At 62.6% G+C, this 23248-nt stretch carries 18 protein-coding genes; 17 read left to right on the top strand and 1 reads right to left on the bottom strand.

The window, feature by feature from the left end:
- Positions 1–164 precede the first annotated feature (164 nt).
- From BW33_RS26185 to BW33_RS26115, 15 genes are all read left to right on the top strand, one after another.
- On the top strand, positions 165–611 hold the full coding sequence (locus tag BW33_RS26185) for a DUF411 domain-containing protein (RefSeq protein ID WP_047602252.1): 447 nt from the start codon (positions 165–167) through the stop codon (positions 609–611).
- Positions 611–1045 carry a YqaA family protein gene (locus tag BW33_RS26180; protein ID WP_047602250.1) on the top strand — a complete coding sequence of 145 codons (435 nt, stop codon included), beginning with the start codon at positions 611–613 and terminating at the stop codon, positions 1043–1045. Before BW33_RS26185 ends, BW33_RS26180 begins: the two co-directional genes overlap by 1 nt.
- Positions 1046–1131: 86 nt before the next feature.
- A complete protein-coding gene (locus BW33_RS26175; RefSeq protein WP_047602249.1) occupies positions 1132–2196 on the top strand; it encodes an alpha/beta fold hydrolase in 1065 nt (354 codons plus the stop codon).
- A gap of 13 nt (positions 2197–2209) precedes the next feature.
- Positions 2210–3163 carry a D-2-hydroxyacid dehydrogenase family protein gene (locus BW33_RS26170; RefSeq protein ID WP_047602248.1) on the top strand — a complete coding sequence of 318 codons (954 nt, stop codon included), beginning with the start codon at positions 2210–2212 and terminating at the stop codon, positions 3161–3163.
- Positions 3164–3756: 593 nt separating this feature from the next.
- A complete protein-coding gene (glgA, locus tag BW33_RS26165) occupies positions 3757–5343 on the top strand; it encodes a glycogen synthase GlgA (RefSeq protein ID WP_047602247.1) in 1587 nt (528 codons plus the stop codon).
- Between the two features lie 18 nt (positions 5344–5361).
- On the top strand, positions 5362–7164 hold the full coding sequence (gene treZ, locus BW33_RS26160) for a malto-oligosyltrehalose trehalohydrolase (RefSeq protein ID WP_047602245.1): 1803 nt from the start codon (positions 5362–5364) through the stop codon (positions 7162–7164).
- Positions 7161–9239, top strand: coding sequence for a 4-alpha-glucanotransferase (malQ, locus tag BW33_RS26155; protein ID WP_047602243.1), 2079 nt, complete (start codon positions 7161–7163; stop codon positions 9237–9239). The genes treZ and malQ overlap by 4 nt, the downstream gene beginning before the upstream one ends.
- Positions 9236–12004, top strand: coding sequence for a malto-oligosyltrehalose synthase (locus BW33_RS26150; RefSeq protein WP_047602242.1), 2769 nt, complete (start codon positions 9236–9238; stop codon positions 12002–12004). Before malQ ends, BW33_RS26150 begins: the two co-directional genes overlap by 4 nt.
- A gap of 27 nt (positions 12005–12031) precedes the next feature.
- The gene (locus BW33_RS26145; protein WP_047602241.1) at positions 12032–12367 is read left to right on the top strand and encodes a DUF2934 domain-containing protein; all 336 of its coding nucleotides are present in this window, start codon (positions 12032–12034) and stop codon (positions 12365–12367) included.
- Positions 12368–12590: 223 nt separating this feature from the next.
- Positions 12591–14750, top strand: a complete 2160-nt coding sequence (gene glgX, locus BW33_RS26140; protein ID WP_047602240.1) for a glycogen debranching protein GlgX — start codon at positions 12591–12593, stop codon at positions 14748–14750.
- 1 nt (position 14751) lies between these two features.
- The gene (locus tag BW33_RS26135; RefSeq protein ID WP_047602239.1) at positions 14752–15750 is read left to right on the top strand and encodes an acyl-CoA dehydrogenase family protein; all 999 of its coding nucleotides are present in this window, start codon (positions 14752–14754) and stop codon (positions 15748–15750) included.
- Positions 15747–16520 (top strand): PIG-L deacetylase family protein, encoded by a 774-nt coding sequence (locus tag BW33_RS26130; protein WP_047602238.1) that lies wholly within the window; start codon positions 15747–15749, stop codon positions 16518–16520. Before BW33_RS26135 ends, BW33_RS26130 begins: the two co-directional genes overlap by 4 nt.
- Positions 16517–17116, top strand: a complete 600-nt coding sequence (locus tag BW33_RS26125) for an SAM-dependent methyltransferase (protein WP_047602236.1) — start codon at positions 16517–16519, stop codon at positions 17114–17116. The genes BW33_RS26130 and BW33_RS26125 overlap by 4 nt, the downstream gene beginning before the upstream one ends.
- Positions 17113–17772, top strand: coding sequence for a glycosyltransferase (locus BW33_RS26120; protein WP_047602234.1), 660 nt, complete (start codon positions 17113–17115; stop codon positions 17770–17772). The genes BW33_RS26125 and BW33_RS26120 overlap by 4 nt, the downstream gene beginning before the upstream one ends.
- Positions 17773–17956: 184 nt before the next feature.
- Positions 17957–18715 carry a PIG-L deacetylase family protein gene (locus BW33_RS26115; RefSeq protein ID WP_047602232.1) on the top strand — a complete coding sequence of 253 codons (759 nt, stop codon included), beginning with the start codon at positions 17957–17959 and terminating at the stop codon, positions 18713–18715.
- Between the two features lie 192 nt (positions 18716–18907).
- Here BW33_RS26115 and BW33_RS26110 read toward each other — a convergent pair whose 3' ends face one another.
- Entirely contained in the window at positions 18908–19267 is a 360-nt protein-coding gene (locus BW33_RS26110) for a DUF6124 family protein (RefSeq protein WP_047602230.1), read from the bottom strand.
- A 447-nt stretch (positions 19268–19714) separates the two neighbouring features.
- On the opposite strand from BW33_RS26110, the gene BW33_RS26100 reads away from it, so the two are divergent.
- Together BW33_RS26100 and BW33_RS26095 are read left to right on the top strand one after the other, a co-directional pair.
- Positions 19715–20497 (top strand): endonuclease/exonuclease/phosphatase family protein, encoded by a 783-nt coding sequence (locus tag BW33_RS26100; RefSeq protein ID WP_047602227.1) that lies wholly within the window; start codon positions 19715–19717, stop codon positions 20495–20497.
- A gap of 193 nt (positions 20498–20690) precedes the next feature.
- The gene (locus BW33_RS26095; RefSeq protein WP_047602225.1) at positions 20691–23231 is read left to right on the top strand and encodes an autotransporter family protein; all 2541 of its coding nucleotides are present in this window, start codon (positions 20691–20693) and stop codon (positions 23229–23231) included.
- The last annotated feature ends 17 nt before the right edge of the window (positions 23232–23248 follow it).

Here is a 23248-nt window from a genome sequence, read left to right as displayed (position 1 = left end):
ATCTGACAGATTTGTAATCTCTCGCTCAGCAGGCTGTCAGGCTTGATCCATGATCATCCTGCCAGCCTGCCTTGTATCAACTTGAAACACTCCGTTGATGCCCGGCAGGATAATCCGGTCAAAATACTTTCCTTTCTGACCGTCATCCTTGTCGAGAGCCCACCATGCGAACCTCCCTGCGACTGGCCGCCCTCAGCGCCCTGCTCCTGTCCTCCCTGGCCCAGGCCGCCGAGCTGATCCCGATCGAAGTGCATCGCGACGCCAATTGCGGTTGCTGCAAGAAATGGATCAGCCACCTCGAAGCCAACGGCTTCAAAGTCGAAGACCATGTCGAAAGCGACATGAGCAGCTTCAAGCAGCAACACGGCGTGCCACCGCGCCTGGGCTCGTGCCATACCGCGCTGATCAACGGCAAGTTCGTCGAAGGCCATGTCCCGGCTGAACAAGTGCTGGCCCTGAGCAAGCGCGACGATCTGCTGGGCGTGGCCGCACCGGGTATGCCCATGGGTTCGCCGGGCATGGAAATGGACGGCATGAGCGATGCCTATCAAGTGATCGGCCTGAAAAAGGACGGTACGGATGTCGTGGTGGCGGACTACCCGGCGCACTGATGGCTGCCGCTTACGTCGGGCTGTTCGCCGCCGCGTTCGGCGCTGCGACGCTGTTGCCGCTGCAATCCGAAGCGCTGCTGGTCGGCCTGATTGCCAGCGACCGTTACTGGCTTTGGGGCCTGCTGGGCGTGGCGACGCTGGGCAATGTCCTCGGTTCGCTGGTCAACTGGTGGCTTGGGCGCGGCCTCGAGCGCTTTCAGGATCGACGCTGGTTTCCCGTCAGCGCGAAACACATGGCCACCGCGCGCAAACACTACGAGCGCTATGGTCACTGGTCGCTGCTACTGAGTTGGCTGCCGGTGATCGGCGATCCGCTGACCCTGATCGCTGGCGTCATGCGCGAGCCGCTCGGGCGCTTTCTGCTGATCGTCACGCTGGCCAAAGCTGCGCGTTACGCCGTGGTCGCCATGCTCACGCTTGGATGGCTCGGTTGAACATTCCGGCCATGGCGTTGCCTGTGGTTAACGTCGCCCTAATCCGGGCGTTCCAGCATCGGCCGATTTCCATGGAGTTTGCCCCTATGTCCGTCACGTTATCCCGCTGGCTGCCCGGCCTGTTCCTCAGTGCCGCGCTGCCACTGTTTGCCCACGCCGCCGCGCCTGCCGATGCAGCTCCTGCTGCAGTCCCGAACAATGCCCCGAGTTATGGCCCGGAGCTGCAAGGTTTCCAATACCCCTACACGCTCAAGCACTTTGCCTTTCAGTCCCAGGGTAAATCCCTGCAGATGGGCTACATGGACGTCGCCGCCCACGGCAAGGCCAACGGGCGCACCGTGGTGCTGATGCACGGCAAGAATTTTTGCGCCGCCACCTGGGACAGTTCGATCAAAGCCTTGAGCGAGGCCGGTTACCGGGTTGTCGCGCCGGATCAGATCGGCTTCTGCACCTCCAGCAAACCCGATCACTACCAGTACAGCTTCCAGCAACTGGCGACCAACACCCAACAGTTGCTCAAGGCCCTCGGCATTCAGAAAGCCACCCTGCTCGGCCACTCCACCGGCGGCATGCTTGCCACTCGCTACGCGCTGCTGTTCCCGGATCAGGTCGAACAACTGGCGCTGGTCAACCCGATCGGCCTGGAAGACTGGAAAGCCCTCGGCGTGCCGTATCGCACCGTTGATCAGTGGTATCAGCGCGAACTGAAAGTCACCGCCCAAGGCATTCGCGACTACGAGCGCAACACCTATTACGACGGGCGCTGGAAACCCGAATTCGACCGTTGGGTCGACATGCTCGCCGGCCTGAGCAACGGCCCGGGCAAAACCCAGGTGGCGTGGAACTCGGCGCTGATCTACGACATGATCTTCACCCAGCCGGTGTACTACGAGTTCAAGGACCTGAAGATGCCGACCCTGTTGTTGATCGGCACGTCCGACACCACGGCGATCGGCAAGGATCTCGCGTCCCCCGAGGTCAAGGCGAAAATCGGCCACTATGACGTCCTCGGCAAGCAGGTCGCCAAGCTGATTCCACAGTCGACGCTGGTGGAATTCCCCGGCATGGGCCACGCGCCGCAGATGGAAGAGCCGGCGAAGTTTCACCAGGCCCTGCTCGGCTGGCTGAACAACACCAATCCCGTTCGTTGATGAGGTAAGGCTGATGGCGGTGCAGATTGCAGTGATCGATGACTGGCAGGACGTGGCACGGGACGTGGTCGACTGGTCGGTGCTCGACAGCATCGGCGAAGTGACGTTTGTGCATGACTACCCGGCGGACAACGCCACGCTGGCTGAACGACTGGGCCAGTACCAGGTGATCTGCGTGATGCGCGAGCGGACGCGTTTCGATCAGGACCTGCTGCAGCGTCTGCCCAATCTCAAACTGCTGGTCACCGGCGGTATGCGCAACGCGGCGCTGGACCTGCAAGCGGCCGCCGGCCTCGGTATCAAAGTCTGCGGCACCGACAGCTACAAACACGCGGCGCCGGAGCTGACCTGGGCGTTGATCATGGCCGCGACACGCAATCTGGTGAATGAAGCCAACTCCCTGCGCGCTGGCGGCTGGCAGCAAGGGCTGGGCGGCGACTTGCACGGCAAGACCCTGGGCATTCTCGGTCTGGGCAGCATCGGCCAGAAGGTCGCGCAATTCGGTCAGGTGTTCGGTATGCGCGTGATCGCCTGGAGCGAAAACCTCACCGCTGAACGCGCGCAGCAGGCCGGCGTGACCTGGGTCAGCAAGCAGCAACTGTTCGAACAGGCCGATGTGCTGTCAGTGCATCTGGTGCTCAGCGAACGCAGTCGCGGCCTGGTCGACGCGCAGGCGCTGGACTGGATGAAAACCACCGCACTGCTGGTCAACACCGCCCGCGGGCCGATTGTCGATGAAGCGGCGCTGATCAAGGCGTTGCAGAAACAGAAGATCGCCGGCGCGGCGCTGGATGTGTTCGATCAGGAGCCGCTGCCTGCACTGCACCCGTTCCGCACCCTGGACAATGTGCTGGCCACGCCACATGTGGGGTATGTCAGCCGACAGAACTATGCGCAATTCTTTGCGCAGATGATCGAGGATATCCAAGGTTGGGCGGCGGATAACCCAATCCGTGTATTGAATTAAACCTCCCTGTAGGAGCTGCCGAAGGCTGCGATCTTTTGATCCTGATCTTGATCTCGATTTTAAAAACAAGATCAAAAGATCGCAGCCTTCGGCAGCTCCTACAGGTTTGTCCTTGTTCAGCGAAGCAACAAACTGTCCGCACCACAACAGTGCGCCCCGCCTCACCGCTAGCACAAAATCGTGACCGACCAGTCACCGTTTTAGCCCCTCCAACGAAAAAAACCTGCACTTCGTCGGTGCGTTCAGCCCTGCGAACCACGTCTTTCGCCACCTGCAAACCGATTGTCGAACAATTTACCCATTTGCCCTCGTCCGCTCTAGGATCTGGCCTAGACTGATTTTCGCGGGTCTCGACCAGTCGGTCACCGCACGCAAAAAAAGTCGAAACTTTTGCGTGAAGCGACGGGTCATCAGAAAGGCAGGGGCAACGCGACTGGTGTAATCCTTGCAACGGCCACTTCACCCATTCTGCTTGCGCGTGTTGGGTAGCGTTTGCTCACCGATGCGTGGCGCGTTTGCGCCCGGCCACAGGATTTGGCCATGGATATGGCTTGTTCCAGACAAGAAACAGATCAACGACACGGGAGATTCACATGATCAGTGCGGCATTGGATATTCAGGGAGAGCGTGCTCAGCAGTCAGTAGGCGAAGCGAGCACATTGAGTCTTCCCGGCAGCCGGTCGATCAACGTCCCGGGCACCAAAACGCTGACGCCGGTCGCCAGCCAGAATCCCAACAAGAAGAAAGTGTTGTTCGTGACCTCGGAAATCGCCGATCTGGTGAAGACCGGCGGTCTGGGCGACGTCTCCTCCGCCCTGCCCCGCGCCATGGCGCACCTGCACGATGTGCGCGTGTTGATCCCCGGTTACCCGCAGGTGATGCACAGCGAGAACCCGATCCACATCATCGGCGAACTTGGCGGCCATGCCGCATTGCCTCCGTGCAAGATCGGACGCATGGACATGCCGGACGGGCTGGTGATCTACGTCCTGATCTGCCCTGAACTGTACGAGCGTGAAGGCTCGCCCTACGGCGCCAACAACGGCCGCGACTGGCCGGACAACCATATCCGTTTCGCCCGCCTGGGCCTGGCCGCTGCCGACATCGCCGCCAACCTCGCACAAATTCACTGGTGCCCGGATCTGGTGCACGCCCATGACTGGCCGGCCGGTCTGGCACCTGCCTATATGCACTGGCGCGGGCAGCGCACGCCGACCCTGTTCACCATTCACAACCTGGCCTACCAAGGCGTGACCAGCCTCGGCTCCTGCCCGGAACTCGGCATTCCGACCCATGCCCTGCAACAGGAAGGCATGGAGTTCTACGGCAAGATGTCGTTCCTCAAGGCCGGCATGGCGTATTCGAGCCACATCACCACCGTCAGCGCCACCTACGCGCAGGAAATCACCACCCCGGATTTTGGCTGCGGTCTCGACGGCTTTCTCGCCGCCAAGACCCAGCAAGGCTTGCTCAGCGGCATCCCCAACGGCATCGACGAGAGCTGGGACGCCGCCACTGACCCGCACCTGTTCGCGCCGTTCGCCATCGGCGACTGGGAAGGCAAAGCGGTCAACGCCGCCCATGTGCGTGAACTGTTTGGCTTGAAAGATTCCAGCGGCCCGCTGTTTGCCGTGGTCTCGCGTCTGGTCTATCAGAAAGGCCTGGACCTGACCGAAGCCGTCTCCGAATACATCGTGCAGAACGGTGGCCAGATCGCAATCATCGGGCGTGGCGAGCCGGAAGAGGAACAGGCCATGCGTGAACTGGCGCTGCGCTTCCCCGGGCAGATCGGCGTGCGCATCGGCTTCAATGAAACCGACGCCCGCCGCATGTTCGCCGGCAGCGATTTCCTGCTGATGCCATCGCGTTATGAACCCTGCGGCCTGAGCCAGATGTACGCGCAGCGCTTCGGCTCGTTGCCGGTGGCGCGCAATACCGGCGGCCTGGCCGACACCATCGAAAACGGCGTCACCGGTTTCCTCTTCGACGAATCCACTGCCGACAGCTACCGCGAAGCCCTGAGCCGCGCGTTCAAGGTCTTCGCCTTCCCCGACCTGCTCAACGCCATGCGCTGCCGAGCGATGGCCGCGCCGTTCAACTGGTGCAAAGCGGTCGAACCCTACGCCGAACTCTACGAACAACTGGTCGCCAAGGCGCTGGGTAAAGCCGGCCACAAATAACTCAGGGAGCTTTTCACAATGCCGTTACGGACCCAAGAAAACTGGCCCCACGGCGCGATCATGCAGGACGCCGAACACACTCAGTTTGCGCTGTGGGCACCGGATGCGTTTTACGTCAGTGTCGAACTTGAAAACGGCCAGTCCTTGCCGATGTTACCGCAGGCCGATGGCTGGTTCGTGATCAAGACCCGCTGCCCCGCGGGCACCCGCTACCGCTTCAACATCGATGGCGAACTGGAGGTGCCCGACCCGGCCTCCCGCGCCCAGGATGGCGACCTTGACCGCCACAGCGTGGTGGTCGATCCGCTGGCCTATCAGTGGCGGCACACCACCTGGCATGGCCGGCCGTGGAGCGAAGCAGTGATCTACGAGCTGCACGTCGGCGCACTCGGCGGCTTTGCCGAAGTCGAGCAGCATCTGGCGCGTCTGGTCGAGCTGGGCATTACCGCCATCGAACTGATGCCGCTGGCGCAGTTCCCCGGCACCCGCAACTGGGGCTACGACGGCGTGCTGCCCTACGCACCGCAAGCCTCCTATGGCACCCCGGAACAACTCAAACACCTGATCGACAGCGCCCACGGCCATGGTCTGGCGGTGATTCTCGACGTGGTCTACAACCACTTCGGCCCTGACGGCAATTACCTCGGGCGCTACGCCAAAGGTTTTTTCCGCGAAGACAAGCACACACCCTGGGGCGCCGCGATCGACTTCCGTCGACGTGAAGTGCGGGACTTCTTCATCGACAACGCGCTGATGTGGCTGCTCGAATATCGCTTCGACGGTCTGCGCCTGGACGCGGTGCACGCCATCGAAAGCCCGGACTTCCTGCCTGAACTGGCTCAACGCATCCGTCAGCAGATCGATCCGACGCGCCACGTCTGGCTCACCGTGGAGAACGAGCTGAACCAGTCGAGCCTGCTCGAAGAGGATTACGACGCGCAGTGGAACGACGACGGCCACAACGCCCTGCATGTATTGCTGACCGGCGAAACCGACGCCTATTACGCCGACTATGCGCTGCAACCGACCGAACAACTGGTGCGTTGTCTGAGCCAGGGCTTCGTGTTTCAGGGTCACATCACTCGCCACGGTGAACCGCGCGGCGAGCCCAGCGAACACCTGCCCTCGACCGCTTTCATCCTGTTCCTGCAGAACCACGATCAGATCGGCAACCGGGCCTTCGGCGAACGCTTGCATCAACTGGCCGATCCACGCGCCGTGCAGGCTGCCACCGTGCTGTTGCTGCTGTCACCGATGATTCCGCTGATGTTCATGGGCGATGAATTCGCCGCCGAGCAACCGTTCCTGTTTTTCACCAGCCACCACGGCGAACTGGCGGATCTGGTGCGCGAAGGTCGGCGCAACGAATTCGCCGGATTCAGCGCCTTCGCCGATCCGCACAAACGCGAAAAAATTCCCGATCCGAATGCCGAGCAGACCTTCCACACTTCGCAGCCGCGCCTGAGCGGCAGCGGCAGCGCAAAACAGCAGGAAACCCTCGCGCTGTACCGGCAACTGCTGCAATTGCGCCACCGCTACATCATGCCCAATCTGTCTGGCACCCAGGCGCTCGGGGCGCACATGCTCGGCTTCGGTGCGGTCAGCGCGCGCTGGCGGCTGGGCGATGGCAGTGAGCTGCGAATTGACCTGAACCTCAGCGATACGCCAGTGGTCAACCCTGCACAGACCGACGCCGTGTGGCTGTTTCAACAGCCGCCAGCAGACGACCTGTCGGAACCGGGCATCCTCGCCCCGTATTGCGCGCTTGTCAGCCTCACGGCCGCAACCCCCTTGCAACCTCTGGATGGAGAGCGCCTATGAGCGATGCGCAACTGGAAATACTCGCAAGCCGCGCCGGCCTCGCCGTCGACTGGATCGACGCCAATGGTCGCCCGCAGAAAGTCGCCCCGGCGGTGCTGCGCAATGTCCTCACCGGGCTGGGTCATCCGGCCAATACCGCGCAGGAAATCGACGCCAGCCTGCTGCAACTGCAACAAGTGCAACAGGATCGCCACCTGCCGCCGCTGCTGACCGCAGACGTCGGTGTCGGTGTCGATCTGGCCCGCTACTTCGAACCGCAAACCCCGTGCGAAATCCACCTGGAAGACGGTTCACGCCTTAACCTCAGGCTCGATGCCGAAGCCAGACTGCCGGGATTGATCCCGGTCGGCTATCAACAGGTGCACATCGCCGATCAGTATTTCACCCTCGCCGTGGCGCCCGAGCGCTGCTTCAGCGTCGGCGACGCAGTGGACAACCCGATCCCTCGCGTCTGGGGCCTGAGCGCGCAACTGTACAGTTTGCGCCGCCCCGGCGATGGCGGTTTTGGTGACACCCAGGCGCTGGAAGAGCTGGTCCGGGTGGCCGGCGAACGCGGCGCCGAGGCGCTGGCGATCAGTCCGCTGCATGCGATGTTCAGCGCCGACACCGGGCGTTACAGCCCATATTCACCGTCCAGCCGGCTGTTCCTCAATTCCCTGTATGCCGCTCCGGGCGCGATCCTTGGCGAACGGGCGTTGCGTGATGCGATCGACGCCAGCGGTCTGGCCGAGCAATTCAAGCAACTGGAAGACCTCAAACTGATCGATTGGCCCAGCGCTGCCGAGGCCAAGTACAAACTGCTGCAAGCCCTGTACGAAGGTTTCGTCGCGGGTGAGCATCCGTTGCATGCGGACTTCGCCAGTTTCCGCCATGCCGGTGGCGAAGCCCTGGAAAATCACTGCCGCTTCGAAGCCATTCAGGAAATGCGCGCCGCCCGTGGCGAAAGCCTCGACTGGCGGCACTGGCCGGAACACTGGCACGAGCCGCGTGGCGCCGCCCTCGAAGCGTTTGCCGAGGAATACGCCGAGCGCATCGGCTACTTCGCCTTTTGCCAATGGCTGATCCACCGTTGCCTGGAGCGTGCGCAAACGGCTGCGCGCAGCGCCGGCATGGGCATTGGCCTGATCGCTGACCTCGCGGTCGGTGCCGACGGCGCCGGCAGCCAGGCCTGGAGCTTTCAGGACGAGTTGCTCGCCTCGCTCACCGTGGGTGCGCCGCCGGACATTCTCAACCGCTCGGGTCAGGGTTGGGGGATTTCCGCGTTTTCCCCTGAAGGCCTGATCCGCAATGGCTTTCGCGCTTTCATCGACATGCTGCGCGCCAACTTCGCCCATGCCGGCGGCTTGCGCATCGACCATGTGATGGGCCTGCAACGCCTGTGGGTGATCCCTAATGGTGCGGCCCCGGCTGACGGGGCGTACCTGTATTACCCGGTGGACGATCTGCTGCGGCTGCTGACCCTCGAATCCCATCGGCACCAGGCGATCGTCCTCGGCGAAGACCTCGGCACCGTGCCCGACGGGCTGCGGGAAAAACTCAGCGCGCGGGCGATCCTCGGCATGCGCGTGCTGCTGTTCGAACAGGACAACACCCGTTTCAAACCGATTCTCGACTGGCCGGACAACGCGCTGGCGACCACCACCACCCACGACCTGCCCACGCTCAACGGCTGGTGGCATGGCCGCGACATCGACTGGAATGCGCGCCTGGACTTTGTCGACGCCAACGGTGAAATCGAATGGCGCCGGCATCGCCAGCGTGAACGTCAAGGCTTGCGCGATGCACTGAGTCAGGACCCGCAAAACTTCCGCGAAGAGTCCCACGAAGCCGATCAAGTGGTCGATGCCAGTGTGCGTTTCCTCGGTCACACCCGCGCGCCGCTGGTGCTGTTGCCACTGGAAGACGCGCTGGGCATCGATGAACAGGCCAACCTGCCTGGCACCATCGACAGCCATCCGAACTGGTCGCGGCGCCTGCCCGGCAACAGTGAAGCGTTGCTCGATGGTGCCGAGGCTGCGCGCCGCCTGGAACTGCTGGCCTGTGCCCGCCTGCAAGCTGCCGAGCGTGACCAATGAATTCATCGTTCAACCAACCGTTGCGCGCCACCCTGCGCCTGCAATTTCACAAGGGCTTCACCCTGGAACAGGCGGTGCCGCTGGTGCCGTACTTTGCCCGCCTCGGCATCAGCCACATTTATGCCTCACCGCTGCTTGCGGCCCGCGCCGGTTCGATGCACGGCTACGACGTGGTCGACCCGACGCAAGTCAACCCGGAACTCGGCGGCGAACCGGCGCTGCGGCGTCTGGTCAGCACCTTGCGCGAACACAACATGGGCCTGATCCTCGACATCGTCTCCAATCACATGGCCGTCGGTGGCGGTGATAATCCGTGGTGGCTGGACCTGCTGGAATGGGGCCGCCTGAGTCCATACGGCGAGTTCTTCGACATCCAGTGGCACTCCCCCGACCCGCTGATGGAAGGCCAATTATTGTTGCCGTTTCTCGGCAGCGATTACGGTGTCGCGCTGCAGGAAGGCACGCTGAAACTGCGCTTCGATGCGCAGCAGGGACGCTTCCATGTCGAGCATTACGAGCATCACTTCCCGATCTGCCCGAATGACTACGGCGAGCTGCTCAAACCGCTCGAAGCGCTGAAATCCCTCGCCGATCGTTTCAGTACCCTCAGCTACCAGACCGAAGCCCATGCGCTGGCGATCCCGCTGAAGGCTGAATTGAAGGAGCTGGCGAGCGATCCGCAGATTCTCGCCGCGATCGAGGAAAGACTCGCGGCTTACGACTCCACCACTGCAGAAGGCTTCGACAAGCTGCACCAGTTGCTCGAACGCCAGAGCTACCGTCTCGCCAGTTGGCGCACCGCAGCGGACGACATCAACTGGCGGCGCTTTTTCGACATCAACGAACTCGGCGGCCTGCGCGTCGAGCGTCCGGCCGTGTTCGAAGCCACTCACGGCAAGATCTTTCAGTTGATCGCCGAGGGGCTGGTCGATGGTTTGCGCATCGATCACATCGACGGCCTCGCTGACCCGCGTGGCTATTGCCGCAAACTGCGGCGGCGCCTCGACTCGCTCGTGCCGGGTCGGCACTTGCCGATCTACGTCGAGAAGATTCTCGGCGCTGGCGAAAGCCTGCGCACCGATTGGGCGGTGGATGGCAGCACCGGTTACGAGTTCATGAATCAACTGTCGTTGCTGCAACACGACCCGGATGGCGAACACGTCCTCGGCGACCTCTGGCAACGGCGTACCGAGCGTCCGGCGGCGTTCATCGAAGAAGCACAACTGGCGCGCCAGCAGATCCTCAACGGCTCGCTGGCCAGCGACTGCGAAAGCGTCGCCCAGGCGCTGCTGCAAGTGGCGCGCGACGACCTGATGACCCGCGACCTGACCCTCGGCGCGATCCGCCGGGTGTTGCAGGCACTGATCGTGCATTTCCCCGTGTATCGCACTTACATCAGCGCGCTCGGGCGCTCGGCTCAGGATGAACAGTTCTTCCAGCAAGCCATGGACGGCGCCCGGCAAACCCTGGGCGAAGGCGACTGGCCGGTGCTCGACTGCGTCGCCGCCTGGCTCGGAGGCACGCCATGGCGGCACAAGCCGCGCGGGCGCTCGCGCAAGATCCTCAAGCACGCCTGCGTACGTTTCCAGCAACTGACGTCGCCGGCAGCGGCCAAAGCCGTCGAAGACACCGCGCTGTATCGCTCGGCGGTGCTGCTGTCGCGCAATGACGTCGGCTACAACACCGAGCAGTTCAGCGCACCGGTCAGCGACTTCCACGCGGTCAATCAGCAACGGCTGGCGGCGTTCCCCGACAATTTGCTCGCCACCGCCACCCACGACCACAAACGCGGCGAAGACACCCGGGCGCGGCTGGCGGTGCTCAGCGAACGCGGCCACTGGTACGCCGAACAGGTCGAGTTGTGGCGCGCCCTCGCCCGACCGTTGCGCGACGATGATCAAGTGCCGTCGTCCGGCGATGAACTGATCCTTTATCAGGCCCTGCTCGGCAGTTGGCCGCTGCAATTGCGTGATGACGATCAGGCAGGTTTCAGCGACTACGCCGAACGCATCTGGCAGTGGCAACAGAAAGCCCTGCGCGAGGCCAAGCTGCAAAGCAGCTGGAGTGCTCCCAACGAAGCCTACGAAAACGCTGCGCAGACGTTTACCCAGCGCTTGCTCACCGGTGACGAAGGCGAGCTGCTGCGCGCCGCGCTGAGCAAGACCGTCAACAGCATCGCTGCGGCGGGCGCCCTCAACAGTCTGGCGCAAACCTTGCTGCGCATGACTGTGCCGGGGGTGCCGGATCTGTATCAGGGCAACGAGTTCTGGGACTTCAGCCTGGTCGATCCGGACAACCGCCGGCCGGTGGATTACGCCGCTCGCGAGCAGGCTCTGGACGGACACGCGCCGCTTGCGCAACTGCTGGCGAACTGGCGTGACGGGCGCATCAAGCAAGCGTTGATCGCCCAGGTGTTGAACCTGCGCGCCGAACACGCCGAGCTGTTTCGCCGGGGCACGTATCAGGCCCTGGAGGTGCTCGGCGAGCAGGCGCACAACGTGCTCGCCTTCGCCCGTGAGCACGAGGGCCGCTACGCCATCGTGATCGTGCCGATCCGCTGCGCGACGTTGCTGGAAAACAGTGCCGTGCCACAGGTGGATGCGCTGCGCTGGGGCGATACGCGGGTGGTTCTACCGTTCGCCGCCTCTGACACAAACCTGAAGGGACTTTTTCACAGCAGCGCAGTCACAAAAAACAGGGAGCTGAACGTCAGCGCCGCGCTGGGGGATTTCCCGGTCAATCTGTTTATCCAACTCTTTACGTAACGACGAGTTCAGTTCAGGAGCATTGCGATGAGTACCGACGATAAACGCATCCGCGAGTTCGCCTATCAGATCTGGGAATCGGAGGGCAAACCTGAAGGTCATGAAGCGCGTCATTGGGAAATGGCGCGCAAACTGGCCGAAGCCGAGGCCCTGGCGCCGAAGAAGTCGCCGAAAGCCGCTGGCAGCAAAACCGCCGGCAAGACTGCGACCGGCAAAGCCACCGAAAGCAAGACCCCGGCGGCCAAGCCCAAGGCGCCTGCGGACGCCAAAGCCAAGCCCTCCAGCGCCGCCAAGGTGATTCCACCGGGCGAAAAAGCCGCCGAGAAGAAGCCGCGCGCCCCGCGCAAGCCCCCGGCCAACTGACCCACCCGGGATTATTGAACTGAATGATCGTGTGGCGGGTTCGCTCGCCACCGAGGACTAACTCGTCCTCAAAAAAACCCAAACACCCTGTAGGAGTGAGCCTGCTCGCGATTGCGATGTATCAGGCGACATCGAGATCGAATGTCAGACCGCTATCGCGAGCAGGCTCACTTCTACAAGGTTTTGTATCAGCCGAGAATTTCCCCGTTTTGCAGGAGCAATCATGTCCAGTCCAAAAAAAGCCGAGCCCGCAGCGCACGCCGAGCCGTCCAGAATCCGTGAAGGTCTGCCCTTCCCGCTCGGCGCGACCTGGGATGGTCTGGGGGTGAACTTTGCGCTGTTTTCCGCCAACGCCACCAAGGTCGAGTTGTGCATCTTCGACGATACCGGCGAAGTCGAACTCGAACGCATCGAACTGCCGGAATACACCGACGAGATATTCCACGGCTATCTGCCAGACGCCCATCCGGGGCTGATCTACGGCTACCGTGTCTATGGCCCGTATGACCCGGCGAACGGCCATCGCTTCAACCACAACAAACTGCTGATCGACCCCTACGCCAAACAGCTGGTCGGCGAGTTGAAATGGTCCGAGGCGCTGTTCGGCTACACCATCGGCCACCCCGATGCCGACCTCAGTTTCGACGAACGCGACAGCGCGCCCTTCGTACCCAAGTGCAAGGTCATCGACCCGGCGCACACCTGGGGCAACGATCACCGGGTCAGCGTGCCGTGGGACAAAACCATCATTTATGAAACCCACGTACGCGGCATCAGCATGCGCCACCCGTCGGTGCCAGAGAACGTGCGCGGTACGTTTGCCGGCCTGATGGTCGACGACGTGCTCGAACACATCCGCAAACTCGGCGTGTCGAGCGTGGAATTGCTGCCGATCCATGCCTTCGTCAACGACCAACACTTGCTGCACAAGGGCATGACCAACTACTGGGGCTACAACAGCATCGCCTTCTTCGCCCCGGATCCGCGTTACCTGGCCAGCGGCAAGATCGCCGAGTTCAAGGAGATGGTCGCGCACCTGCACGAGGCCAATCTGGAGGTGATCCTCGACGTGGTCTATAACCACACCGCCGAGGGCAACGAACAGGGTCCGACCCTGTCGATGCGCGGCATCGACAACGCCTCTTACTACCGCCTGATGCCGGACGACAAGCGCTATTACATCAACGATTCCGGCACCGGCAACACCCTCGACCTGAGTCATCCGTGCGTGCTGCAAATGGTCACCGACTCGCTGCGCTACTGGGCCAGCGAGATGCACGTCGACGGCTTCCGCTTCGATCTGGCGACGATTCTCGGGCGCTATCACGACGGTTTCGACGAGCGTCACAGTTTTCTCGTCGCCTGCCGGCAGGATCCGGTGCTGCGTCAGGTGAAAATGATCGCCGAGCCTTGGGACTGCGGCCCCGGTGGCTATCAGGTCGGCAACTTTCCGCCGGGCTGGGTCGAGTGGAACGACAAATTTCGCGACACCGTACGCGCGTTCTGGAAAGGTGACGACGGCCAGGTCGCCGACTTCGCCAGCCGCATGACCGCGTCCGGCGAGATGTTCAACCAGCGGGGGCGGCGGCCGTACTCGTCGGTGAATTTCATCACCGCGCATGACGGTTTCACCCTCAACGATCTGGTGTCGTACAACGACAAGCACAACGAGGCCAACGACGAGAACAACCAGGACGGCAGCAACAACAACCTGTCGTGGAACCACGGCGTCGAAGGCCCGACCGACGATCCGCAGATCAATGCGCTGCGCCACCGGCAGATGCGCAATTTCTTCGCCACGCTGCTGCTGTCGCAGGGCACGCCGATGATCGTTGCCGGCGACGAATTCGCCCGCACGCAGGACGGCAACAACAACGCCTATTGCCAGGACAGCGAGATCGGCTGGGTCAACTGGGACCTGAGCGAGGACGGCAAGGCGCTGCTCAAGTTCGTCAAACGCCTGATCAAATTGCGTATGGCTTATCCGATCCTGCGTCGCGGGCGCTTCCTGGTCGGCGAGTACAACGAGGACATCGGCGTCAAGGACGTCACCTGGCTGGCGCCGGGCGGCACCGAGATGACCACCGAGCATTGGCATGACGCGCACAACCGCTGCCTGGGCATGCTGCTCGATGGTCGCGCCCAGGAAACCGGGATCCGCCGCAAGGGTGGCGATGCGACGTTGCTGCTGGTGGTCAACGCCCATCACGACATCGTCAACTTCAGCCTGCCGGAAGTGCCGGAAGGCAGTTTCTGGACCTGCATGATCGACACCAATCAGCCATCGATTCGCGGTCAGGAACGCTTCGAGTTCGGCCATGAATACTCGGTCACCGGGCGTTCGCTGCTGCTGTTCGAACTGCAACGCGAAGAAGAAGACTGATATGGACCTGCACAGTTATCTGGCGCGCCGCCCGCCGGACTATCGCGACACCGCCGCACTCGGCCATTGCCTGCGGGCGCTGGTCGAGGCCGGTCTGGATCAGTTGCCGCTACCCGGCAGCGGCCGCACGCTGGAGCGTTTTCAGCGCCTGGCCGAAGTCGGCGGACATGATCTGGGCTTGTGCAAACTCTACGAAGGCCACACCGACGCCCTGGCGATCATCGAACAACTCGGCGGTTCGCCCACGCCGGGCAGTACTTGGGGCATGTGGGCGGCTGAACCGCCGCAGGCGCGGGTGCACGTGCGCCCGGCCGGGCACATGGTGCGCCTCGACGGGCGCAAGGCCTGGTGCTCCGGGGCGGCAGTGCTCAGCCATGCGCTGCTCACCGCGTGGGACGCCGAAGACCGTCAGCAACTGGTCGCGGTGGCGCTTGATCAACCGGGAGTGAACATTACCGATCAGGGCTGGCAAGCGGTCGGCATGGGCGCCACTGGCAGCGTCGAAGTGTTGTTCGACGGCGCTGAAGCCCAGGCCATCGGCGAACCCGGCGACTACCTGAATCGTCCGGGTTTCTGGCAAGGCGGGATCGGTATCGCGGCGTGCTGGTACGGCGCGGCCCGGCAGATCGCCGAGGCGCTACGGCAACACTGCGCGCAACGTCAGGAGCCGCACGCCCTCGCCCATCTCGGCGCGGTCGATACGGCGTTGTACGCGGCAGCCAATGTGCTGCGCTTCAGTACCTTGCACATCGATGCGCATCCTGATGCCGATGCCGAACTGTTGGCCCGGCGTGCCCGCGCCGTGGTCGAACAGTCGGCCGAACAAGTGATGCGCGAGGTCGGGCGGGCGCTGGGGGCCGGGCCGTTCTGCAAGGATCGGCACTTCGCCCGGTTGATGGCTGATCTGCCGGTGTTCCTGCGTCAGAGCCATGCCGAGCGTGACCTCGCTGCTCTCGGCCAATCGCTGGCGGAACACCCCGAGGAGGCCTGGACACTATGAATGTCGCCAACAAACCCGACCCGATCATCGGCCACCAGGGCACTTCGCTGCTGCAATGGCAACATTCCCGGCACCTCGCGGCGCTGGACAGCATCGACATCCTCAGTCTGGTGCCACCCGGCGCCCGTGCGGTGATTGTCGCGCCGCATCCGGATGATGAAGTGCTCGGCTGCGGCGGCCTGTTGCAGTTACTCGCAGCCGCCGGGCGTCAGTTGCAACTGATTTCGGTCACCGATGGCAGCGCCAGTCATCCCGGTTCCGAGCGCTGGCCGGTCGAACGTCTGAGCGTGGTGCGGCCGCAGGAATCAGCCGAAGCCCTGCGCCGCCTCGGCGTGCCGCTGCACCGCATGAAATGGCTGCGCGGTGGGTTCAGCGATAGCCAGGTCGCTGCTGATGAGCCGTCGCTGGTCGCGTTCATCGAACGCCACCTGCGCCCCGGCGACGTGGTGTTCAGCACCTGGTGCGAGGACGGCCACTGCGATCACGAAGCCGCCGGCCGCGCCAGTATCGAAGCCGCACGCCGGGTCGGCGCCACCTGCCACGAATTGCCGGTATGGACCTGGCACTGGGCCTCCCCGGAAGACGCCGCGGTGCCATGGCAGCGCGCGCGCAAGATTCTGTTGTCACCCGAGCAAGTGGCGCGCAAACGCCACGCGGTGCATGCCTTTGCCAGCCAGCTGGAAGGCGACCCGCAAGCCGGACTGCAACCGGTATTGGCGCCGTACGTGCTGGATCGTCTGCTGCAACCTTTTGAAGTGGTGTTCCTATGAGTGTCGATGATCGTTACTTCGACGGATTATTCAGCGCCAACGACGATCCCTGGGCGTTCCGCGAGCGCTGGTACGAACAGCGCAAACGCGCAATCACCCTCGCCGCCCTGCCCCGCGCACATTATCGGGCGATCTTCGAACCCGGTTGCGCCAATGGCGAACTCAGCGCCGAGCTCGCCGGCCGCTGCGACCGTCTGCTGTGCTGCGACACCGCCAGTGCGGCAGTGAACCTGGCGCGTACCCGATTGAGCCTTTTCGACCACGCCGAGGTGCGCCAAAGTCGCCTGCCCGGCGACTGGCCGGAAGAAAAATTCGACCTGATTGTATTTAGCGAAATCGGCTACTACCTCGATGCCCGGGATCTGACAGAAGTGATCCGGCGCATCAGTGAATCCCTGACGGCTGACGGGCAATTGCTCGCTTGCCACTGGCGTCCGCCCATCGACGGCTGCCCGCTGAATGCCCGTCAGGTGCATGACCTGATCCACGAGCAGTTGCCGCTGCCGCGTCTGGCACTGCATCAGGAAGCGGACTTCATCCTTGAAGTCTGGAGCCGCGAGCCGCGCTCGGTGGCCGCACTGGAGGGCCTGCGATGATCGGCATTCTGATTCCGGCGCATAACGAGGAAGACCTGCTTGAGCAATGTCTGAGCGCGGCACTGCGCGCCAGTAAACACGGGCTGCTGGCCGGCGAACCGGTCGAAGTGCTGGTGGTGCTCGACAGCTGCACTGACCGCTCGGCGCAGATCGTCAAGCGCTTTCCGGTACAGAGCCTGCACATCGACGCGCGCAATGTCGGCCAGGCCCGGGCCGCCGGCGCGCAGGTCCTGCTGGAGCGCGGCGCACGCTGGATTTCCTGCTCCGACGCCGACAGCCGCGTGGCCGATGACTGGCTGGTGGCGCAGCTGGGGCTGGGCGCCGACGCGGTATGCGGCACGGTGACCGTCGAACACTGGGATCAGTCGTTCGATGAAGCCGCGCAGATTCGCTATCACAGTCACTATCAAGCCCGTGACGGGCATCGGCACATCCACGGCGCCAACCTCGGGGTCAGTGCCGACGTTTACCGCTGGGCCGGTGGTTTCCCGCCGCTGGCCTGCGACGAAGATGTGCAACTGGTGCGGCGACTGGAACAGTGCGGTGCCGACATCGCCTGGAGCCATCGCCCGCAGGTACGCACCAGTGCCCGACTGGACAGCCGGGCACGAGGTGGATTCGGCGACTATCTACGAAATCTGGCACAGCCAGGCTAAAAAAAAGCGGATCAGATTGATCTGTGACGCGACGAATCCACTTTCATGAGCAATACTCTGCTGCGCGGCAATCCAGGGTTCGGAGCGTCGCACGGCAATTCATCCGCCTTCACGGGTCGCGCGCGCCTGACTTTCCACGGCGTCTGCACGACTGAGGGCCAGAGACAACAAGGACGTAATACCCATGAAACCGTTAACCCTCAGCGAAAATCCGCTGCCGGCGCAGATATGGAACAGCGCCCAGCAACTGGACAACATCCCCGTCATCAATACCCACAGTCTGGTACCACCCGGTGCCCGAGCCGTTGTCGTCGCCCCGCATCCGGGTGATGAAGTGGTGACCTGTGGCGGGCTCCTGCAATTGCTCGCCAGCCTTGGCCATCCGCTGCAACTGCTGTCGATCACTGACGGCAGCGCCAGCCATCCCGGCTCGCGGCAATGGTCGGAAAAACGCCTGAGCGTGTTCCGTCCCCAGGAAAGTGTCGAAGCGCTGCGCCGTCTCGGCTTGCCGATGCACAGCCTGAAATGGGTGCGTGGCGGGTTTACCGACAACGCGCTGCTCGACCGCGAGGTCGACCTCACCGATTTCATCGCCCGCTACCTGCGCCCCGGCGACGTGGTGTTCAGCACCTGGCGCGAGGATGGTAATGACGATCACGAGGCGGTTGGCCGCGCGAGTGCCAAAGCGGCAGCGCAAGTCGGCGCTACCTTCCATGACGTGCCGGTCTGGGCGTGGCACTGGCCGGAACGCGACCAGAACCTGATCCCCTGGGAACGCGCACGCAAACTGCGACTCGACACCTGGACCGTGGCGCGCAAAAGCCACGCCACCCACGCCTACGCCAGCCAGCTCAAAGGCGAACCGGCGATCGGCATTGCGCCGATGCTGCCACGGGTAATTCTCGAGCGTATGCGCTTGCCGTACGAAATCGTCCTCATCTGAAACCCCTTCTCCCTTTAGGAGCGAGCCTGCTCGCGATAGCGGTCGATCAACCAATAACTGCGTTGACTGACACACCGCCATCGCGAGCAGGCTCACTCCTACAGAAGATTTTGCCGGGCACATAACCTGTGTGCCACCGCAGAACCTATGCAGGAGCAAGCCTGCTCGCGAAGAGGCCAGAACTGTCAGCGTCTATTCCTTCGGCACCACGTTATCCAGCGCCTGATTCACCGCCAACTCCCCCAGCATCAACACCTGCGCAATGCCCAACGCCGTATTACGACTCGGCCCTTCCTGCGTGCAGGCGAAATCGCCGAGCATGACCGTGGCCGAGGCCAGGGATTCACAGGCGTTGGCGAGCAACGATTCGGTGTCGGTTTGCGGGTTGACCAGGAACATGCTGCTGGGGGTGTAGGGGGTTGCCATGATGTGCGCGGGCGCGAGGTAGTGATCGAGGGCGCGTTCGGCGGCTTCGTGGAGTTTTCTGGAGGTGCCGGATTCGTACGGCGATACCGATTCTGTGATCGACGGATCGGGTGGGGTTTCGGGCATCAGCTGCAACTCCGATCGAGGTAATTTGAAAGAATGATGACCTGTAGGAGCTGCCGAAGGCTGCGATCTTTTGATCCTTTTTTTTTAAAGCAAGATCAAAAGATCGCAGCCTTCGGCAGTTCCTACATGGATGCCCGACTATTGAGGGACGCGGCGACCATCGAGTACTCGGTTGACCAACAGTTCACTGAGCATGTTCACCTGATGCAGCATCAACATGGCCACTCTGAACGTGCTTGCGGGGTTACGTTTGTCCAAGGTTTGCCCGGTTGTTTTGATGTTGTCTGGTCGACCGCTTTCGCGAGCAAGTCGAATCGCCGCACCGCCGCTCCCACAGGTTTCCTGGCGGCTCTGGTGATTTGAATTCCGGCCTGAGGCATCTGGAAGGAACTGCCCACTCACAGACCAGTCGCATGCATAGGAAGCCGTTTTTTCAGAGGAGTGAACGTGTCCAGCGATCCCAAGCGTCACGCCGTCGACGCCCCTGTCATCCATCGCCTGCGCGTGCTGACGGTCAATACTCACAAGGGGTTTACCGCCCTCAACCGGCGCTTCATCCTTCCCGAACTGCGCGAAGCGGTGCGCAGCACCTCGGCCGATCTGGTGTTTCTCCAGGAAGTCGTGGGCGAACACGAGCGACACTCCAATCGCTACAACGAATGGCCGCAAACCTCGCAATACGAATTTCTCGCTGACAGCATGTGGAGCGATTTCGCCTATGGACGCAATGCGGTCTATCCCGATGGCCACCACGGCAACGCCCTGCTGTCGAAATACCCGATCCGCGAATACCGCAACCTCGACGTGTCGATCACCGGCCCCGAGCGCCGCGGCCTGCTGCACTGTGTGCTGGACGTACCGGGCCACGCCGAAGTCCACGCGATCTGCGTGCACCTGAGTCTGCTGGAAAGCCACCGCCAATTGCAGTTGCAGCTGCTTTGCCAGTTGCTTGAATCGCTGCCCGACGATGCGCCGGTCATCATTGCCGGCGACTTCAATGACTGGCAGCTGCAGGGTAATGTCACCCTCGCCCGCCGCGATTACCTGCACGAAGCGTTCGAACGCCACCACGGCCGTCCGGCCAAGACCTATCCGGCGCGTTTTCCGTTGCTGCGCCTGGATCGCATCTACCTGCGCAACGCCAGCAGCCACGACCCGCAGATCCTCGGCAACAAGCCGTGGACGCATCTGTCGGACCACTTGCCGCTGGCAGTGGAAGTGCATCTTTGACAGTTGCAACAAGACCGTCTGTCAGAACTGCTTGATCAGCGCTAAAAAGCGACTACACCTTAAAAAGCTGAAGGATCGGCACTTTCAAAACGTTAGGGTTCAGATCTCACGTAGTTCATAAACATCAGAGGCATTTAGATCAGGCACCCCTTCACGGATGAATTTCCCTTTAGCCAAAGCAGGGAATTGCCACATGCGATCTATTACTGCTCTGAGGACTTTGCGATACCGCCATATTTTGCCCGCCTCGCTTGTGCTGCTCGCCAGCCCACCCGCCTGGTCGGCCTGTGTCTTGACGCCCGGCGCGGGTAACGATGCCTATACCTGCGACAGTGGCAGCAGCGGTCCGCTCACCGACCTCTCCGGTAACAACAGCCTTGCCCTCCCCGCCAACGGCACCGGTCAGATCAATGGCAGTGTGACCTTTGGCGCCGGCACCGACCGGGTCGAAATCCATTCTGGTGTGATCACGGCAGCAGTCAATCAAGGCGCGGGCATCGACGTCTTCATCATGACCGGTGGCTCACTCGGGTTTCTGGCCCAGGGCGAAGGTCGCGACACGTTTCTGATGACCGGCGGCACCATCGTTGCGGCCTTCGAGGACGGCGATGTCGCGCGCATGACCGGCGGCACCATTGGCCGGGTCGACATGAAGCTCGACAACAATATTTTCGACCTGTCTGGCGGGCAGATCCTCGGCAACCTGGTCACCGGGTTCGGCACCGATACCATCATCGTTTCCGGCGGGCGCATCGGCGGCAACATCAGTGTCAGCGGCGGCAACGACAGCATCACCGTGACCGGCGGCGAAATCGCCGGCGAGATCCGCGCCAGTGTCGGCGACGACTCGTTGCTGTGGGACGGCGGCGGAATCATCCGTTCGGCGATCCTGATGGGCGACGGCAACGACAGCGCAACGCTGCGCAACCTCGATGACAGCGTGCTGGCACTGACACCCAACGTCGATGGCGGCGCGGGCAACGACGTCCTGACCTTCGACAACACCCGCACCGAGCTGCCAGCACGATTCAGCAATTGGGAAACGGTGAACCTGAACAACACCTCCCAACTGGACCTGGGGTCGAGCAGCCTGGTGCTTGGCGATGCCGCCAGCGGCAGCGGCGTGCTCAACGTCGATGCCAGCAGCAGCGTGTTCTCGACCCAGGGCGCAGTGTCACCCGCCGTGGCCGGACAGACCGTGACCTTCAACAACGCCGGGGTCATCGACCTGACTCGCAACAACAGCCGCACCGATGACGCCCTGACTATCAACGGCAACTACGTCGGCAACGACGGCCAGTTACTGCTGCAAAGCGAGCTCGGTGCCGATGGCGCGCCCAGCGACAAACTGGTGGTCAACAACGGCAGCCTCAGCGGTGCCACTGTCATCAGCGTGACCAACATCGGCGGGATCGGTGGCCTGACCCGGGAAAACGGCATTCAGGTGGTGCAGGCCCAAGGCTCCACCGTGAGTACCAACAATGCCTTCAGCTTCAGCGGTCCGGTGTCGGTCGGGGCTTACGACTACTATCTGTTCAAGGGCGGCGTCACCGCAGGGACCGAAAACAGCTGGTACCTGCGCTCCGCCGTCGTCGCGCCGCAGGTAGTCAGCGTGCCCAATCCCGATCCGAGTCTGCCACCGATTCTGGTACCGGTGGTGGCGACTCCGGTTGTCGCGCAGATCACGCCTGTTGCACCCGCACCCGGCGAACCCGCGCCGCCCATCGCCAGCCCTGAGCTGCCCGTGCTGCCCGCCGCCGTGGCAGGCGCTGCGCCGATCCCGATCTATCGTCCCGAGGTACCGAACTGGTCGGTGCTGCCACCCGCCGCCGCGCAACTGACCCTTGGCGCACTCGGGACATTTCACGACCGTCAGGGCGATCAACGCCTGCTCAGCGAAACCGGTGCCTTCGGGGCCGGTTGGGGCCGGGTCTACGGCAAGAACATCGATCAGACCTGGGCCGGCACCGTCACCCCACGCCTGAACGGTTCACTCAATGGCTTTCAGGTCGGCAACGATCTGTACAGCGCACAGACGTCGGGCGGGCAAACGCAACGCATCGGCCTGTTCGTCGGCCATAGCCGGATTCAGGGCGATGTTGACGGTTTCAACGAAGGCTTCGAGAACAACAGCGCGGGCAAGATCAAACTCGAAGGCGACAGTTATGGCTTGTACTGGACGCTGACCGATCCCTACGGCTGGTACATCGATACCGTGGTGATGGGCACGCGTTTCGACGGCGACAACCGTTCCGACCGTGGGCTGAAACTGGACAATCGCGGGCATGCGCTGACGCTCTCGGCCGAGGCAGGCTACCCGTTCGCGCTCAACGACACCTGGGTGGTCGAGCCGCAAGTACAGGTGATCCACCAGAAAATCTCCCTCGACAGCCAGGACGACGGCATCTCGCGGGTGTCATTCGATTCCGACGGTGCCTGGACCGGTCGCCTCGGCGCACGGCTCAAGGGCCGTTATCAAGTCAATGGTCTGCCATTGGAACCGTACCTGCGGGCCAATCTGTGGCACACCTTTTCCGGCACCGATTCGGTGACCTTCGATGGCACTGATACCATCAATAGCGAACAGAAGTCCTCGACCGCCGATATCGGCCTCGGTGTGGTGGTGACGCTCGACCGTGCGGTGAGTGTTTATGCCAGTACCGACTACAGCAGCAATATCGACAGCAATGACCTGCGTGGTCTGGCGGGAAATCTGGGGGTTCGCATCAGTTGATAAACCGATAGCAGGCT

The organism is Pseudomonas sp. RIT288, from assembly GCF_000631985.1.
Classification (GTDB): Bacteria; Pseudomonadota; Gammaproteobacteria; order Pseudomonadales; family Pseudomonadaceae; genus Aquipseudomonas.
Note: the sequence above shows the minus strand (reverse complement) of the source record. Positions and strands in the feature narration are given on the sequence as shown.

Coding starts and splice junctions, on each gene's coding strand:
- BW33_RS26175 (WP_047602249.1), top strand. CDS start 1,132: ATGTCCGTCACGTTATCCCGCTGGCTGCCCGGCCTGTTCCTCAGTGCC.
- BW33_RS26120 (WP_047602234.1), top strand. CDS start 17,113: ATGATCGGCATTCTGATTCCGGCGCATAACGAGGAAGACCTGCTTGAG.
- BW33_RS26115 (WP_047602232.1), top strand. CDS start 17,957: ATGAAACCGTTAACCCTCAGCGAAAATCCGCTGCCGGCGCAGATATGG.
- treZ (WP_047602245.1), top strand. CDS start 5,362: ATGCCGTTACGGACCCAAGAAAACTGGCCCCACGGCGCGATCATGCAG.
- BW33_RS26150 (WP_047602242.1), top strand. CDS start 9,236: ATGAATTCATCGTTCAACCAACCGTTGCGCGCCACCCTGCGCCTGCAA.
- BW33_RS26135 (WP_047602239.1), top strand. CDS start 14,752: ATGGACCTGCACAGTTATCTGGCGCGCCGCCCGCCGGACTATCGCGAC.
- BW33_RS26095 (WP_047602225.1), top strand. CDS start 20,691: ATGCGATCTATTACTGCTCTGAGGACTTTGCGATACCGCCATATTTTG.
- glgA (WP_047602247.1), top strand. CDS start 3,757: ATGATCAGTGCGGCATTGGATATTCAGGGAGAGCGTGCTCAGCAGTCA.
- BW33_RS26185 (WP_047602252.1), top strand. CDS start 165: ATGCGAACCTCCCTGCGACTGGCCGCCCTCAGCGCCCTGCTCCTGTCC.
- BW33_RS26130 (WP_047602238.1), top strand. CDS start 15,747: ATGAATGTCGCCAACAAACCCGACCCGATCATCGGCCACCAGGGCACT.
- malQ (WP_047602243.1), top strand. CDS start 7,161: ATGAGCGATGCGCAACTGGAAATACTCGCAAGCCGCGCCGGCCTCGCC.
- BW33_RS26170 (WP_047602248.1), top strand. CDS start 2,210: ATGGCGGTGCAGATTGCAGTGATCGATGACTGGCAGGACGTGGCACGG.
- BW33_RS26145 (WP_047602241.1), top strand. CDS start 12,032: ATGAGTACCGACGATAAACGCATCCGCGAGTTCGCCTATCAGATCTGG.
- glgX (WP_047602240.1), top strand. CDS start 12,591: ATGTCCAGTCCAAAAAAAGCCGAGCCCGCAGCGCACGCCGAGCCGTCC.
- BW33_RS26125 (WP_047602236.1), top strand. CDS start 16,517: ATGAGTGTCGATGATCGTTACTTCGACGGATTATTCAGCGCCAACGAC.
- BW33_RS26110 (WP_047602230.1), bottom strand. CDS start 19,267: ATGCCCGAAACCCCACCCGATCCGTCGATCACAGAATCGGTATCGCCG.
- BW33_RS26180 (WP_047602250.1), top strand. CDS start 611: ATGGCTGCCGCTTACGTCGGGCTGTTCGCCGCCGCGTTCGGCGCTGCG.